At 35.1% G+C, this 14,894-nt stretch carries 14 protein-coding genes and 1 tRNA gene; 14 read left to right on the top strand and 1 reads right to left on the bottom strand.

The annotated features are described in order from the left end of the window. Positions 1-3 precede the first annotated feature (3 nt). Together BUR17_RS18620 and BUR17_RS18615 are read left to right on the top strand one after the other, a co-directional pair. Entirely contained in the window at positions 4-1,086 is a 1,083-nt protein-coding gene (locus BUR17_RS18620; RefSeq protein WP_074232005.1) for an efflux RND transporter periplasmic adaptor subunit, read from the top strand. 198 nt (positions 1,087-1,284) lie between these two features. Beyond that, complete coding sequence (locus BUR17_RS18615) at positions 1,285-4,386, top strand: efflux RND transporter permease subunit (protein ID WP_074232004.1); 3,102 nt, start codon at positions 1,285-1,287, stop codon at positions 4,384-4,386. 97 nt (positions 4,387-4,483) lie between these two features. On the opposite strand, the gene BUR17_RS18610 is transcribed toward BUR17_RS18615, so the two are convergent. Continuing rightward, positions 4,484-5,989 (bottom strand): DUF4394 domain-containing protein, encoded by a 1,506-nt coding sequence (locus tag BUR17_RS18610; RefSeq protein ID WP_074232003.1) that lies wholly within the window; start codon positions 5,987-5,989, stop codon positions 4,484-4,486. A 246-nt stretch (positions 5,990-6,235) separates the two neighbouring features. On the opposite strand from BUR17_RS18610, the gene tuf reads away from it, so the two are divergent. The 12 genes from tuf (at position 6,236) to BUR17_RS18545 (ending at position 14,509) form a co-directional block, all read left to right on the top strand. Further along, positions 6,236-7,447: an elongation factor Tu gene (gene tuf / locus BUR17_RS18605; RefSeq protein WP_074232002.1), complete on the top strand. Its 1,212-nt coding sequence runs from the start codon at positions 6,236-6,238 to the stop codon at positions 7,445-7,447. Positions 7,448-7,501: 54 nt separating this feature from the next. After that, a tRNA-Trp gene (locus BUR17_RS18600) sits at positions 7,502-7,572 on the top strand. A 12-nt stretch (positions 7,573-7,584) separates the two neighbouring features. Then, on the top strand, positions 7,585-7,791 hold the full coding sequence (secE, locus tag BUR17_RS18595) for a preprotein translocase subunit SecE (RefSeq protein ID WP_066678600.1): 207 nt from the start codon (positions 7,585-7,587) through the stop codon (positions 7,789-7,791). Between the two features lie 20 nt (positions 7,792-7,811). Next, the gene (gene nusG / locus BUR17_RS18590; protein ID WP_074232001.1) at positions 7,812-8,354 is read left to right on the top strand and encodes a transcription termination/antitermination protein NusG; all 543 of its coding nucleotides are present in this window, start codon (positions 7,812-7,814) and stop codon (positions 8,352-8,354) included. Positions 8,355-8,772: 418 nt separating this feature from the next. After that, the gene (gene rplK / locus BUR17_RS18580) at positions 8,773-9,219 is read left to right on the top strand and encodes a 50S ribosomal protein L11 (protein ID WP_034679146.1); all 447 of its coding nucleotides are present in this window, start codon (positions 8,773-8,775) and stop codon (positions 9,217-9,219) included. Positions 9,220-9,230: 11 nt separating this feature from the next. Then, a complete protein-coding gene (rplA, locus tag BUR17_RS18575; RefSeq protein WP_074231999.1) occupies positions 9,231-9,923 on the top strand; it encodes a 50S ribosomal protein L1 in 693 nt (230 codons plus the stop codon). Between the two features lie 17 nt (positions 9,924-9,940). Next, positions 9,941-10,528 (top strand): 50S ribosomal protein L10, encoded by a 588-nt coding sequence (gene rplJ / locus BUR17_RS18570; protein WP_074231998.1) that lies wholly within the window; start codon positions 9,941-9,943, stop codon positions 10,526-10,528. Between the two features lie 48 nt (positions 10,529-10,576). Further along, positions 10,577-10,942 (top strand): 50S ribosomal protein L7/L12, encoded by a 366-nt coding sequence (gene rplL, locus BUR17_RS18565; RefSeq protein WP_074231997.1) that lies wholly within the window; start codon positions 10,577-10,579, stop codon positions 10,940-10,942. Positions 10,943-11,299: 357 nt separating this feature from the next. Beyond that, the gene (locus tag BUR17_RS18560) at positions 11,300-11,935 is read left to right on the top strand and encodes a hypothetical protein (protein WP_143747623.1); all 636 of its coding nucleotides are present in this window, start codon (positions 11,300-11,302) and stop codon (positions 11,933-11,935) included. Between the two features lie 70 nt (positions 11,936-12,005). Continuing rightward, positions 12,006-12,875, top strand: coding sequence for a hypothetical protein (locus BUR17_RS18555; RefSeq protein WP_074231995.1), 870 nt, complete (start codon positions 12,006-12,008; stop codon positions 12,873-12,875). 9 nt (positions 12,876-12,884) lie between these two features. Then, positions 12,885-13,724 (top strand): hypothetical protein, encoded by an 840-nt coding sequence (locus tag BUR17_RS18550; RefSeq protein WP_143747622.1) that lies wholly within the window; start codon positions 12,885-12,887, stop codon positions 13,722-13,724. 14 nt (positions 13,725-13,738) lie between these two features. After that, complete coding sequence (locus BUR17_RS18545; RefSeq protein ID WP_074231993.1) at positions 13,739-14,509, top strand: hypothetical protein; 771 nt, start codon at positions 13,739-13,741, stop codon at positions 14,507-14,509. Positions 14,510-14,894 lie beyond the last annotated feature (385 nt).

The following is a 14,894-nucleotide window of genomic DNA, read 5'->3' as shown; positions in this document are numbered from 1 at the left end:
ACAATGAAAAAAATAATTATACCCTTATTTTCAGCTTTGCTTTTATGGTCATGCTCAAAGCCAGAAATTGCAAAAACTCCCGAACCAAAAGGTTTTGAACTGAGCAATACAATGCTCGAATCAATTTCAACAGCAAAAGTTGAAAACAAAAATATAGAAGATTCATATAGTTTTTACGGTAAAATCTCTGCCGACAGAAATTCTTATATCGACGTCTTTCCGTTGGTCGGAGGAAATGTAATGAGTGTGAATGTGGAACTGGGAGATTATGTAAGAAAAGGTCAGGTTTTAGCGACGATAAGAAGTACCGAATTGGCAGAAGTACAAAAAGATGTAAGCGATGCAAGAACAGATCTGCAGGTTGCTAAAAACAATCTTCGTGTTGCAAGAGAAATGTATGAAGGAAAACTGAATACGGAAAGAGATGTTCTGGAAGCAAAAAGTCAGCTTCAGAAAGCAGAAGACCAAATGCAGAGAGCATCTGCAGTAAGTACGGTTTACAATGTGAAAAACGGAAATATTTACAGTGTTTTAGCACCAATCAGCGGTTATATTGTTCATAAAGACATCAATAAAGATATGCAGCTGAGAAGTGACAGAAGTGAAAATATTTTTGATGTTGCCAATACCACCAATGTTTGGGCAATTATGAACATCAATGAAGCAGATATCGATAAAATAAGTCTTGGAATGCCGGCGCAGGTTTCCACACTTTCTTATCCGGATAAAGTTTTTGATGGAAAAATTGATAAAATATTTAAAATTATCGATCCTGAAACCAACGCAATGCAGGCAAGAGTTGTTCTTGATAATGCCAATGGATTGTTGATTCCCGATAGTAAAGCAACAATCAAAGTTTCAAAATCTGAAAATAAAATGGCGCTTTCTATTCCTTCAAAAGCGGTGATCTTTGATGATGACAGAAGTTATGTAGTTGTTTTTAAATCGAGAACTGATGTGAAGATTAAAGAAATTCAGGTTTTAAAACAGCTGGGTGACGTCACATACATTTCAGAAGGGCTTAAAGAAGGTGAAAATGTAATTACCAATAATCAGCTTTTGATCTATCGTTCTCTAAAAAATTAATTTGATTTAAACCATTGAGATATTTGAAATAGTAAGCGATTATATAATTAACCTATTATTTAACCAAACTAAGGGATCTTTTGATATGCCTTGAGACAGCTTTACCATTCATTTTCTTAATGGTTTTTAAATCATTTAGATAAAATTAAACATTTAGTTATTGGTCTAATATCTAAAGTCTAACATCTAATTTCTATCATGAATAAATTCATAAAAAATATAATATCGTTTTCACTTAAAAATAAGGCTTTTACCTTTATTTGGGTTGCGATTTTGGCGGTTGCAGGATTTATAAGTTTCAAAAACATGCCGATTGAAGCTTTTCCAGATGTTACCAATACTCAGATTGTAATTATTACACAGTGGGATGGTAGAAGTGCCGAAGAAGTCGAACGTTTTGTAACGACACCGATTGAACTAGCAATGAGCCCGGTTCAGAAAAAAACTAGTGTTCGAAGTACCACCATGTTTGGACTTTCTATTGTTAAAATTCTTTTTGACGATGGAGTTGATGATATGTTTGCCCGAAATATGGTCAACAATCAGCTTCGAAATGTAAGCCTTCCTGAAGGTATTGACCCCGAAGTGCAACCTCCTTACGGGCCAACAGGAGAAATTTTCAGATATACTTTAGAAAGTAAGAAAAAAGATTCCCGCGAACTTCTCACTTTACAGAATTGGGTAATTGACAGAGCACTTCGTGGTGTTCCAGGAGTTGCAGACATCAATGTTTTCGGAGGTCAGGATAAAGTTTTTGAGTTGAGTATCGATCCGAGAGCTTTAGATAAATACAACTTAACGCCGTTGCAGGTTTATGAAGCCGTGACGAAAAGTAATCTGAATGTCGGTGGAGATGTTATCGAAAAAAACGGACAAGCCTATGTTGTACGAGGGATTGGTTTGGTGCAGTCGATAGACGATATTGGCAATATTACCATTCATAATGACAGCGGAAACCCAATTTTGGTAAAATATGTTGCTGAGGTTCATGAAAGTTCACGACCGAGAGTAGGGCAGGCTGGATTAAACAATCAGGATGATACTGTAGAAGGAATTGTCGTAATGCGAAAAGGTGAAAATCCGCGTGAAGTTTTGGTAGGTGTGAAAGCTAAAATTAAAGAACTTAACGAAAAAATTCTTCCCAAAGATGTAAAAATGGTCACCTTCTACGATCGTGATAATTTGATGGATTTTACCACAGAAACGGTGATGCACAACTTGATGGAAGGAATCATCCTTGTTACGGTGATTGTTTTGATCTTTATGGCAGATTGGCGAACAACTTTAATTGTTTCCATCATCATCCCTCTGTCTCTACTTTTTGCATTTTTATGTTTAAAAATGGCAGGAATGAGCGCCAATTTATTATCATTGGGAGCAGTAGATTTCGGAATTATCATTGACGGAGCCGTCGTCATGGTCGAGGGGATTTTTGTAATGCTCGACCATAAAGCAAAAAAATACGGTCCTGAAAGATTCAACAAAATGGCAAAAGCAGGTTGGATCAAACAAACTGGGACTGGTTTAGGGAAAGCGATTTTCTTTTCAAAATTGATTATCATCACCTCATTAATTCCGATTTTCTCATTCCAGAAAGTGGAAGGTAAAATGTTTTCTCCTTTAGCATTTACACTTGGTTTTGCATTGTTGGGTGCTTTGATTTTTACCCTGACTTTGGTTCCTGTTTTAACGCATTTATTGTTAAATAAAAATGTAAAAGAGAAAAATAATCCGTTTGTAAATTTTTGGGACAGAATTGTACTAAAAGGTTTCGGCTTTACATTTAAACATAAAAAACTAAGTTTAATTGCAGCGATTTCGTTTATGGCAGTTGCTTTATTTTCTGGGAAATTTTTAGGAACAGAATTTTTACCACAACTAAATGAAGGTTCACTTTGGATTACTGCAGAAATGCCGATGAGTTCATCTTTAAAAGAATCTTTAAAAACTGCCGACATTTTGAAGAAAGACATTATGAGTGTTCCTGAAGTAACCGATGTTTTGGCGCAAACCGGACGAAGCAACGACGGAACTGACCCGAATGGATTTGGGTTTGTGCAGTTTGCTGTCAATCTTAAACCTAAAGATGAATGGAAACGAAAGATCAGCTATGAAGAACTTACAGAAGAAATTGATAAAAAATTGAGAAATTATCAGGGAATAACATTCAATTATTCTCAACCGATTTCTGATAACGTTGCTGAAGCAGTTGCCGGTTTTAAAGCTGAAAACGGAATTAAAATTTATGGTGATAATCTTCAGACTTTGGATGAATTGGCGGATAAAGTTTTAAAATCAATAAAAGATGTCGATGGAGTGCGTGATGCCGGAATTATTAAAAATATCGGTCAGCCAGAAGTAAATGTGGTTTGGGACAGAAATAAAATGGCGGCTTACGGTGTAATGCCTGAAGATGCGCAAACTGTTCTGGAAATGGCTTTTGGTGGAAAAACGGCTTCAGAAATGTATGATGGCGAAAGAAAATTCCCGATTCGTCTAAGGTATTCTCACGAATACAGAAAAGATGAAAATGATATTGCTTCATTGATGATTCCTACCCAAGACGGAACGATGATTCCGCTGAAAGAAGTTGGAAATATTGAAAAAAATAATGGAGCTGCGTTTATTTACCGGGATGATATCAAACGTTATATCGGAATTAAATTCTCAATTCGTGACCGTGATCTGGGAGGAACAATTGCAGATGCACAGAAAGAAGTAGCAAAAATTGATCTTCCCGAAGGATATAAAGTGGGTTGGACGGGTCAGTTTGAAAACCAGCAAAGAGCAACATCAAGACTTACAGAAGTGGTGCCGATAAGTATTTTAGGAATATTCTTCCTGTTGTTTATCCTTTTTGGAAACATGAAAGATTCACTTCTAGTTTTGGCGAATGTACCTTTTGCTTTGATTGGAGGAATTATCGCTCTTCATTTAACCAGAATGAATTTCGGAATTTCTGCGGGAGTTGGGATGATTGCTTTATTGGGAATTTGTATTCAGAACGGGGTGATTTTGATTACAGAATTTCATCAGAATGTAAAAGACGGATTACCGTTGGATGAAGCTGTATTTAACGGAGTAAAATCCAGAACAAGACCTGTAATTATGACGGCTTTAATGGCATCCATCGGATTATTACCTGCCGCATTATCCACTGGAATCGGTTCTGAATCTCAAAAACCTTTGGCCATTGTAATTATTGGTGGCTTGATTACGGCAACGATTCTAACCTTATTGATCTTCCCAATTATCTTCTGGATTTTTAATAGAACAAAGAAAACCGAAGAGATTATTTAAGAAATTATCTTTCATTTACATTATATAGTTTGAAGCGCTGAAAAATTAATTTTTCAGCGCTTCTTGTAAATATTAAAACTATGTAAAATTTGTGTCATTAAAATCCTAAACCAATTGTGAAACCTCTTACAGAATTGGGATAATTAGCTAATGATGTTGCAGAACCATTGGTTGTATTCACGGTGTAAATTTTTGTAGCTCCTGCAACAGTAGCGATTAAATACGCTTTGTCGCTTGTACTTCCGATGTCAAAACCATTGGCTCCTTCAATGTTGATCCCTAAAGATCCTCTTTCTACTAAAGTTCCGTTATTAGGAGGGTTTTGCAGGTAAAGTTTGTCGGTAGAATGATCAATTACAAATAGGGAAGTACTCGTTGCACCTGCAAAATTGCTGGTGTAAGCTGCAGCGCTTAAAGTTGGTGTTCCGGGATTAATAGTGGCATCAGTTCCGGTAATTCCTCCGGTTACAGGATCTAATCTTAAATTCTGTCCGGTATTGCTTACCACTCTTATTTTATCAACGGTTGGGTTAAAATCAAAACCAAACTCAGTTCCTGCCAATAGAGTAGGGAGCTGTGATCCTACTACGGTTGCTGCTCCATTTCCTAGATTGATGGTATAAATTCTGCTTGAGCTTCCTAATGCATACAATTGCCCATTTAAAGGTCTGAAATCAATACCCAAAATATTTTCCCCAGATTGAAGTCCGGTAATTGCTTTTGTTACAGGTTGCGGATTATTAGGGTTAAATATTTGTAATGAATTAGTATTGTCAACTGCATAAGCAACAGGATTTGTAGGAATTGCCAAATCGATTACTTTTTGTGAAAGATTTCCGATGTTTGTAGCTTTTCCGTTTGATAAATTTACGATATACAAAGTATTTTGTGTACCAGTTGTTGCCGCCATTACTGCTAAAGTATTATCCGGATTGATGTCGAAGGCAGCTTGTCCTGTAAAAGTAATTCCTAAACTTCCTACTTCTACTAAAGTTCCGTTATTGGGTGGATCTTGTTTAAAAAGTTTTCCTGAAGTAGCATCAAGATCATACAAAATGGTAGAAGTTGCTCCCGAAACACTGTTGGTGTACGCAATTCCCATAATGGAAGAAGCGGTTGTAATATTCATGTCAGTTGCTGCAATAGCACCCGTTTCAGGATGTAAGCGTAGGTTTTGTCCGGTATTGGTCACCAATCTTATTCTGTCTACAGTAGGATTAAAATCAATTGAAGCAATGGTTCCTGAGATTACAGGTGAAAAAGACGTTGTACTTACCATTCTTGTAGAAGCGGTAGAAGTATTAATAATATAAAATTTGCTTGCGTTGGAAACAGCATATAGCTCTCCGGTTGCCGGTCTGAAATCAATACTTAGTAGTTTTTCTCCGGATGGAATTCCCATAATGGGTTTTGTAGAAGTAAATGTTGAGGAATTGTTGGTGTTAAAATAGACCAACTGATTGTTTTCTGTTAAACCATAAATCATGGCATTAGGTAAAGTAGTTGTAACAGGTTCTTCAGGCATCATATTTTCGTTATTATCGCAAGAAATTACCGTGACAAAAGCAAATATTGCCATGCAAAAATTGGATATTTTTTTCATAATAATTTATTTTAAGTGGGTTTCTGATATCATTTACGAAAGAAAATTAGCCACGGATTTTTGCAAACCCTTTTTTTTATTGATTTTTTTTGCTTAAATTTGCATTCTGTTTAGAAAAAACAATCTGGTTTGTGACTTTCTGGGTTTAGTATGAAACTTTTTTTGATAAAAAGATTTTGGTATATAAAAATTCATTATATTTGCACACCGAAAATTTGAATAACAATAAAATAAATAATTTAAATCATGGCAAAGGAAACGTTTAATCGTAACAAACCACACTTGAACATTGGTACTATTGGTCACGTTGACCATGGTAAAACTACACTTACTGCAGCTATTTCTGCTGTATTAGCGAGCAAAGGTCTTGCTGAGAAAAAAGATTTCTCTGCTATTGACTCTGCTCCAGAAGAAAAAGAAAGAGGGATTACTATCAATACTGCTCACATCGAGTACGAAACTGAAAAAAGACACTATGCTCACGTTGACTGTCCAGGTCACGCGGATTACGTAAAGAACATGGTAACTGGTGCTGCTCAGATGGACGGAGCTATCGTAGTATGTGCTGCAACTGACGGACCAATGCCTCAGACTAGAGAGCACATCTTGCTTTGTCGTCAGGTAAACGTACCTAGAATTGTTGTTTTCATGAACAAAGTTGACATGGTAGACGATGCTGAATTATTAGAGCTAGTTGAAATGGAACTTAGAGACTTATTGTCTACTTACGAATTTGACGGAGATAACTCTCCAGTAATTCAAGGTTCTGCATTAGGAGCTCTTACTGCTGCTACTGCTGCTACAGTTGATACTGAAGATAAATGGTTCAAATCTGTTGAAGAATTAATGGATGCAGTTGATAACTGGATCGAGCAACCACCAAGAGATACTGATAAGCCATTCTTGATGCCAATCGAAGACGTATTCTCTATTACAGGTAGAGGTACTGTTGCGACTGGTAGAATTGAAGCTGGTATTATCAATACAGGAGATCCTGTTGATATCATCGGTATGGGTGAAGAAAAATTAACTTCTACTATTACAGGAGTTGAGATGTTCAGAAAAATCCTTGACAGAGGTGAAGCTGGAGATAACGTAGGTCTATTGTTGAGAGGTATTGAAAAAACTGACATCAAGAGAGGTATGGTAATCGCTAAGAAAGATTCTGTTAAGCCACACAAAAAATTCAAAGCTTCTGTTTATATCCTTTCTAAGGAAGAAGGTGGACGTCACACTCCATTCCACAACAAGTACCGTCCTCAGTTCTACGTAAGAACTACTGACGTTACAGGTGAGATCTTCTTACCAGAAGGTGTAGAAATGGTAATGCCTGGTGATAACTTAGAGATCACTGTAGAATTGTTACAACCAATCGCTCTTAACGTAGGTCTTAGATTTGCGATCAGAGAAGGAGGTAGAACAGTTGGTTCAGGTCAGGTTACTGAAATCTTAGACTAATCATCTTAAAATAAATAAAGCTTCCGAAAGGAAACTCTCGGAAGCTTTTTATCTACGGGCATCGTCCAATGGTAGGATACCGGTCTCCAACACCGTTGATCAGGGTTCGAATCCTTGTGCCCGTGCAAATATAAATTATGAGTTCATTTGTCGATTTTTTAAAAGGTTCTTATAACGAATTCAGACATAAAGTTGAATGGCCAAAATGGTCAGACTTACAGTCTTCTACAATTGTAGTTACTGTTGCTACTGTCATTTTAGCATTATTTACTTTCGGTGTTGATGAATTGTTTTCAAAATCAATCAGCAACATCTTAGGAATACTAATTAACAGCTTCAACTAATAAAAACTATTTTCTAAATAATGAGCGAATTAAAATGGTATGTACTGAAAGCGATTAGCGGACAGGAAAATAAAGTGAAAAACTATATTGAGACAGAAATCAAGCGTTTAGGGTTTGAGCAGTATGTTACTCAGGTGGTTATTCCTATGGAAAAGGTGATTCAGCTTAGAAACGGAAAAAAAGTTCCTAAAGAAAGACCTTACTATCCAGGTTACCTAATGGTAGAAGCAGATCTGATGGGGGAAATTCCTCACGTTATCAAAAACATTCCAGGGGTAATTTCTTTCTTAAGTTTAACAAAAGGAGGAGATCCTGTACCGATGAGAAAATCTGAGGTTAACAGAATGCTTGGTAGAATGGATGAACTTTCAGAATTTGCTACTGATGCAGAAGTTCCTTTCATTGTTGGAGAGAATGTAAAAGTAATCGATGGTCCTTTCAACGGATTCAACGGTACAGTAGAAAAAATTCTTGAAGATAAAAAGAAAGTAGAAGTATCTGTTTTGATCTTCGGAAGAAAAACTCCAATGGAGTTGAGCTATATGCAGGTAGAGAAAGTATAACTCATACTTTTATAAAATATAAAAACCGTTCAGATTTTGAACGGTTTTTTTGTTTTTAAAATCTAGCATACAATAGAAAATCTGAATATTTATTGAACTAATATTAATTATTTTAAACTTGAGGAAGTAAACATATTTTTTTGCCACTAAAAATATAACTCCTATTATAATAAAGCTTTTAATTCTATGAAATTTTTTAAAGAATCCCATAAGTACCCAATATTATAATTAAAATAATTGATGAAGAGTTTTTTTATTATTTTATTTTCTGAATTTTAATACGTTAAGTATTTGCTAATTAAAAAATATTTCATAATTTTGCAGTCCGAAAAGTAGGTTTACTTTATGTGAGTGCGGTAACCTGCTGAATAATAAATGCTTCCAAACTCATTAATTATTCAAATTTAAAAAACAAAAAATGGCTAAAAAAGTCTTTAAAATGGTTAAGCTCCAAGTAAAAGGAGGAGCAGCAAACCCATCTCCACCAGTAGGTCCAGCTTTGGGTTCTGCAGGTGTGAACATCATGGAGTTTTGTAAGCAATTTAACGGAAGAACCCAAGATAAGCCAGGGCAAGTTTTACCTGTAGTAATTACAGTGTACGAAGACAAATCTTTTGAATTCGTAATCAAAACTCCTCCTGCAGCAATCCAGTTGATGGATGCGGCTAAAATCAAAGGCGGTTCCGGAGAACCAAACAGAAACAAAGTAGGTGCTGTATCTTGGGCTCAGGTTCAAAAGATCGCTGAAGACAAGATGACTGACCTTAACTGCTTTACAATGGATTCTGCAGTTTCTATGGTTGCAGGTACTGCTAGATCTATGGGATTAAGAGTAACAGGAACTAAACCAACTTTTAACGCTTAATACTTAGAGAAATGGCAAAATTGACTAAAAAGCAAAAGGAAGCTTTAAGCAAAGTAGAAAAAGGAAGAATCTATAACCTTGAAGAAGGTTCTGCTCTTGTAAAAGAGGTGAACACTGCAAAGTTTGATGCTTCTGTAGATATCGCTGTTAGATTGGGTGTAGATCCAAGAAAAGCAAACCAAATGGTAAGAGGTGTTGTATCTCTTCCTCACGGTACTGGTAAAGATGTTAAAGTTTTGGCTTTAGTAACTCCAGATAAAGAAGCTGAAGCTAAAGAAGCGGGTGCTGACTATGTAGGTCTTGACGAATATTTACAAAAAATAAAAGAAGGTTGGACTGACGTTGACGTTATCGTTACTATGCCGGCTGTTATGGGTAAATTAGGACCTTTGGGTAGAGTATTAGGACCAAGAGGTTTGATGCCTAACCCTAAATCAGGTACTGTTACTATGGAAATTGGTAAAGCAGTAACTGAAGTAAAAGCAGGTAAAATTGACTTTAAAGTAGACAAATACGGTATTATCCACGCTGGTATTGGTAAAGTATCTTTCGATGCTGCTAAAATCAAGGAAAATGCTCAAGAATTGATCTCTACTTTGATCAAAATGAAGCCAACTGCTGCAAAAGGAGTTTACGTAAAAAGCATTTATTTGTCTTCTACAATGAGCCCTGGTATTGCAATCGATACTAAATCTGTTAACTAATTATAATCCTTAAGACAATGACAAAAGACCAAAAAGTTGTAGCGATACAAGAGATCAAAGATTTGCTTCAGGATGCTAAAGTAGTTTATGTAGCAGATCTAGACGGTTTGAATGCTGCTAAATCTTCTGACTTCAGAAGACAGGCTTTCAAGCAAAACATCAAAGTAAAAGTTGTAAAAAATACACTTTTGCAAAAAGCAATGGAACAAATTGACGGAGTAGATTTCTCTGAAATGTTCCAAACTTTCAAAGGTAACTCTGCATTAATGATTGCTGAAACAGCTAACGCTCCAGCAAAATTAATCAAAGACTTTAGAAAAAAAGAAGAGAAGCCGGCTTTAAAATCAGCTTTCGTACAAGAAACTTTCTATGTTGGTGACAACAACCTTGATGCTTTAGTAAGCATTAAGTCTAGAGAAGAAATGATCGGTGAAATCATCGGATTACTTCAGTCTCCAATTCAAAGAGTTGTTTCTGCTCTTCAAAACAAATCTGAAGCTGTAGAAGCTGCAACTGAAGAAGTTGCTGCACCTGCTGTGGAAGAAACTCCAGCTACTGAAACTCCAGAAGCTGCTGCAGAAGGAGAAGCTCCAGCTGCAGAATAATTAGACTCTCAAAAAAATCAATCAATAATCAACAAAAACATTACAACAATGTCAGATTTAAAAAATTTAGCTGAAACGCTAGTAAACTTAACAGTAAAAGACGTAAATGAATTAGCTACTATCCTTAAGGATGAGTACGGAATCGAGCCAGCTGCTGCTGCTGTAGTAGTTGCTGCAGGTGGTGCTGAAGCTGCTGAAGAAAAGACTGAATTCGACGTAATTCTTAAGTCTGCAGGTGCTTCTAAATTAGCTATCGTTAAATTGGTAAAAGATTTAACTGGTGCAGGTCTTAAAGAAGCTAAAGATATCGTAGACGGAGCTCCTTCTGCTATTAAAGAAGGTATCTCTAAAGACGAAGCTGAAGCTCTTAAGAAGCAATTAGAAGAAGCTGGTGCTGAAGTAGAATTGAAGTAATCATTTACTTTCAAAATAAAAGAAGCAGTTACATATTTGTAGCTGCTTTTTTTATGCATTTTATCTTTAAGATATTAAAATTTTTTAAAAATTTATTTTTTCAACTGGTTTTATAATAAATCACTTTGGATATAAGGTTTATTTGAAATGACATGATTAACTTACACTTACTTGTAATATTTTGTTTATTTTTTTCTTTTTAAAATATATGGTATAGATATCAAATATTTTAATTAACAATTAAATAATATTCTCTAATTGAATTTATTGCTTAATTTTGCAGCATAAAAACTATAGTTGCGTAAAAGCTTACACAATATCAATATCCATGTAAAAAATTTAAACTCAAGATTGGGTTTGAATAATCTTTGCATTTATATTACAATCATATTTTCTTTTCTTTTCAGTTTTACATCCGCACAAGAAGGGATTGGTATTAAAGCTCCTCAAGCGACAATCGTACTTAAGCAAGGCGCTACGATTTTTTCTAAAGATGACAGCTTTAATAAGCAAATTAATTCTGAAAAAGTCACGGTAAAAAATGCCAATGTTTCCACAGTAGGAATATTAGAAAACGGGAAAGTTCTAACAGCAAAACCAAGCAAAACTCAGGAAGTTCAAATTCCTAAGAAAGATTTTAAAAGTGAGCTTAAAAAAGCTGAAGAAAATAAAGAAAAAGAGGCTTTAGAGAAGGTAAAAAAAGAAATTACTAATCATGATGATGAAGCAAAGAAGAATTCTTTTAATACTAAAAGATTACTTTTCCCTACATCTGAAGAGTTTACTACTTCTACACATGTCAATAGAGATTATGTAGCACCCAACTATCATAATCATGAATTTTCAAAAATACTTGTTTCGCTTAATCAATATGTAATAAAATCTTCATTAGATTTTTTACATGAGCAGAAATATACATATTACAACAATAAATCTCTAGATTTTTGTTTTTCGGAGGTTTTTTCTACAAGACCACCACCTGCTATTATTTAATTTTAAACTTAAAAGCTATTTTTTTATAAATTAAAATAGCTGTTTTTCTTTTAATTAAATAATTTTTAAAATGTATACTAAATATAAATCATTACTTTTTTTTCTATTTTTTATAATAGCTAACGCACAGGTAGGTATTAATACCACTGCGCCACAATCTACATTAGATGTTAATGGCACAATTACTTTGAGAAATGAACTAAGAGTTGGAGGTACTAAAACTACTACAGGTAACCCCGGTACTTTGAATCAGATTTTGGTTTCACAAGGTGATAATGTAGCACCAGTTTGGAAAACTTCTAAGCTAGGGTTTTATGAAGTAGACGAGTATAGAATTACTCAGTCTGATGCTAAAATTAATGAGACTGGAATTGACTTTTCAAATACAACAGTAAGCCCTGTCTATCAAACGAGTGATATTAATGATCCTTTTGGTGGAGCTTCAGGTGCAACGCCTAAACCAGCTTGGTCTGAGCTTCCTATGAAGGCAAATAGTACAGCTTCTTCAACAGCTACAACCTTTAAAATTGATAATCCAGTAAATAAAGTTGATTTCGTTTTCCAGACTGCAGTCGAAATGTCAAATACAGGTACAACGGCAGATCAGTTTGTAAGATATGCTTGTGGGATATTTATCGACAACCAACTGAAAGCTGTAAGAGCAGACCAAATAAATGGTGTTGTAGGTAAAGGACAAAAGAACCAGGCAATTTTTACGCTAAAGTACGTTGTTGAAAATTTACCTGTAAAACCTCTTGTGAATGGCATTAGGCCAACGTATGATGTAAAGGTGGGTTGTAGGAGAATTACTTCTAGTACGACTGGATACTTTTTTGCTGTTGGTGCACCTACAACTGATGGAACGCAAGTCGTTAATAATTTCATGATGAAGTCAATTTTGAAATACGATGTAACTGAGCAGGTTAAAATAATTTACTAAAATAATCAAATGAATAAATTTATATATCTATTTGTGACGTTCGCATTTGTTTCAATGATGCATTCACAATCAATAGGAATCAATACTGACACTCCCCGCGCAACTCTTGACGTACAAGGAAATCTAAGTGTAAGAAATTTAATACGTGTTACTACGCCAAACGCTGCTCTTTCTACAGATGGAGCTGTTGGGAATTCAGGAACCGTATTAGTGTCAAAAGGCCCTAATAATCCTCCTGAATGGAAATTGATTAGAAGACCAAACTTCAACCCATTCTATTATACAATCTTTAATAATGAAGGTGCCGAAACACAAGCAGGTGTAGATTTACCGGGAGGGGGAACTCTTAGTGGAAATGAGATTCATGCCGAAAATCAAACTTTGGCATCTTACATACAGAGTGGCTCAAATACAGTAGGATATGAAATTACAGCTTTGGCTAAGACGTTTCAGATAGATGTTGCAACTAATAATATTGTAGTTCTGTCGTTAGAAACTATTGCTCAATCGGGATCTAATACTGTGAATAATGCTGTAGATTTTTCGTGTGGAATTTTTGTCGATGACCAATTGAAAGGAATACGAGTATACACACTAAGCCAAACAGGAGGCGGATCACCTTTCTATACTTATAATCTTATAGCTACAGCGACAGGGTTATCTGCTGGTAATCACACAGCAAAAGTTGCATGTAAAAGAAGAGCAAATATTAATTATACTGGGATTTTTAGTGTTGGGAAAGCTATTCCTAATGCTACTAACCTTAATGATTTTATGGCAAAATCTTCTTTGACGATACAGACTTATGAAAAACCGCCAGCAACAAACTCAATTCCTGTTTATAATTAGAAATACTACAATACATGAAAACAAATATTTTTTTAATAATCTTCGGATTAATATCTTTCCAGATTTTTGGACAGACAGGTAATGTGGGCGTTTCTACAACCACACCAAGAAGTACTTTGGATGTTAATGGTTCTATAAATATTAATAATGAAATTAATTTGGGTGGTAGTGATGCTGCTGTAGGAAACTCTGGAACTGCAGGTGATCTTTTGGCTGCAAGAGCTGATACTGTTGCTGTTTGGAAAAAATTTGATTTGCCTACAGGATATCTCGATGGTGTTATTTTAACAGCAAATTATACAAAATCTACAACTGCAGGGGTTATTTTTACCACTGGTGGTGCTGTTGATCCTTATAATGAAAATACAAGTATAACTGGATGGTCTGTGATTTCAGGCGTTGAAATACCAGCAGTTAAAGTAACTAAGGCATCTAATATTGTTAATATTTCTGTTCAAACCGTTGCTCAGATTACGGGGAATACAGGAGTAGGATCTTTTGGATGTGGAATCTTCGTTAATAATCAATTAAAATTAGTGAGAACGAATAATGTAGCCGGAACATCCGGATCTTACAGGATTTTGAATTTTAATGCTTCATTACGTAATCTAACATTGACAAACAATCAACCAACAACATATAATGTGAAATTTGCTTGTATTGCGCGTAATCTTCCAAGTGGTAATACACTTCATATAGGTATTAATCAAGCTGCATCTCCTACTTTGAATGCTCAAATGGCAGGAACTGCGCTTTCGGTTCAGGTGCTCGAGCCTATTCAATAATTTTTTTTAAAAATAAATTATATAACCACTTCATTATGAAGTGGTTTTTTATTGCGTAAGAAAATTAAATTTTGTAAATTTGCAGTCTCTTTTGGCGCTAAAAATTAAACATATTACGGTAAAATATTGAAAATCAGCTCTTTCGTTAATTTGAAAGGGTCTTCTGTGTTTTTGCTGTAATTGCGATTTTTCGTCGTTAGATAAAAATAAAAATATTTTGCATTACACTGTGAAAAGATATACCAGTGTTGCAGTTAGAAAGAGACATGTATAAAGTAATAAGAGTCAAGGTCTTTCGTGAGCGCCAAAAACACTTCTTCCTTTTCACTTTTGTCTTTTACCTTTCTTCTTTCTGATATTTTTGAATAAAAACAAAATATTTTTT

Source organism: Chryseobacterium scophthalmum (assembly GCF_900143185.1).
GTDB classification, from domain to species: domain Bacteria; phylum Bacteroidota; class Bacteroidia; order Flavobacteriales; family Weeksellaceae; genus Chryseobacterium; species Chryseobacterium scophthalmum.
This window is presented reverse-complemented; position numbering and strand designations above follow the sequence as displayed.

What these genes read in the sequence shown, in the direction of transcription:
- rplK (WP_034679146.1), top strand. Translation starts at nt 8,773, where the DNA reads ATGGCTAAAAAAGTCTTTAAAATGGTTAAGCTCCAAGTAAAAGGAGGA.
- BUR17_RS18545 (WP_074231993.1), top strand. Translation starts at nt 13,739, where the DNA reads ATGAAAACAAATATTTTTTTAATAATCTTCGGATTAATATCTTTCCAG.
- rplL (WP_074231997.1), top strand. Translation starts at nt 10,577, where the DNA reads ATGTCAGATTTAAAAAATTTAGCTGAAACGCTAGTAAACTTAACAGTA.
- BUR17_RS18555 (WP_074231995.1), top strand. Translation starts at nt 12,006, where the DNA reads ATGTATACTAAATATAAATCATTACTTTTTTTTCTATTTTTTATAATA.
- secE (WP_066678600.1), top strand. Translation starts at nt 7,585, where the DNA reads ATGAGTTCATTTGTCGATTTTTTAAAAGGTTCTTATAACGAATTCAGA.
- BUR17_RS18620 (WP_074232005.1), top strand. Translation starts at nt 4, where the DNA reads ATGAAAAAAATAATTATACCCTTATTTTCAGCTTTGCTTTTATGGTCA.
- nusG (WP_074232001.1), top strand. Translation starts at nt 7,812, where the DNA reads ATGAGCGAATTAAAATGGTATGTACTGAAAGCGATTAGCGGACAGGAA.
- rplJ (WP_074231998.1), top strand. Translation starts at nt 9,941, where the DNA reads ATGACAAAAGACCAAAAAGTTGTAGCGATACAAGAGATCAAAGATTTG.
- BUR17_RS18550 (WP_143747622.1), top strand. Translation starts at nt 12,885, where the DNA reads ATGAATAAATTTATATATCTATTTGTGACGTTCGCATTTGTTTCAATG.
- BUR17_RS18610 (WP_074232003.1), bottom strand. Translation starts at nt 5,989, where the DNA reads ATGAAAAAAATATCCAATTTTTGCATGGCAATATTTGCTTTTGTCACG.
- tuf (WP_074232002.1), top strand. Translation starts at nt 6,236, where the DNA reads ATGGCAAAGGAAACGTTTAATCGTAACAAACCACACTTGAACATTGGT.
- BUR17_RS18615 (WP_074232004.1), top strand. Translation starts at nt 1,285, where the DNA reads ATGAATAAATTCATAAAAAATATAATATCGTTTTCACTTAAAAATAAG.
- rplA (WP_074231999.1), top strand. Translation starts at nt 9,231, where the DNA reads ATGGCAAAATTGACTAAAAAGCAAAAGGAAGCTTTAAGCAAAGTAGAA.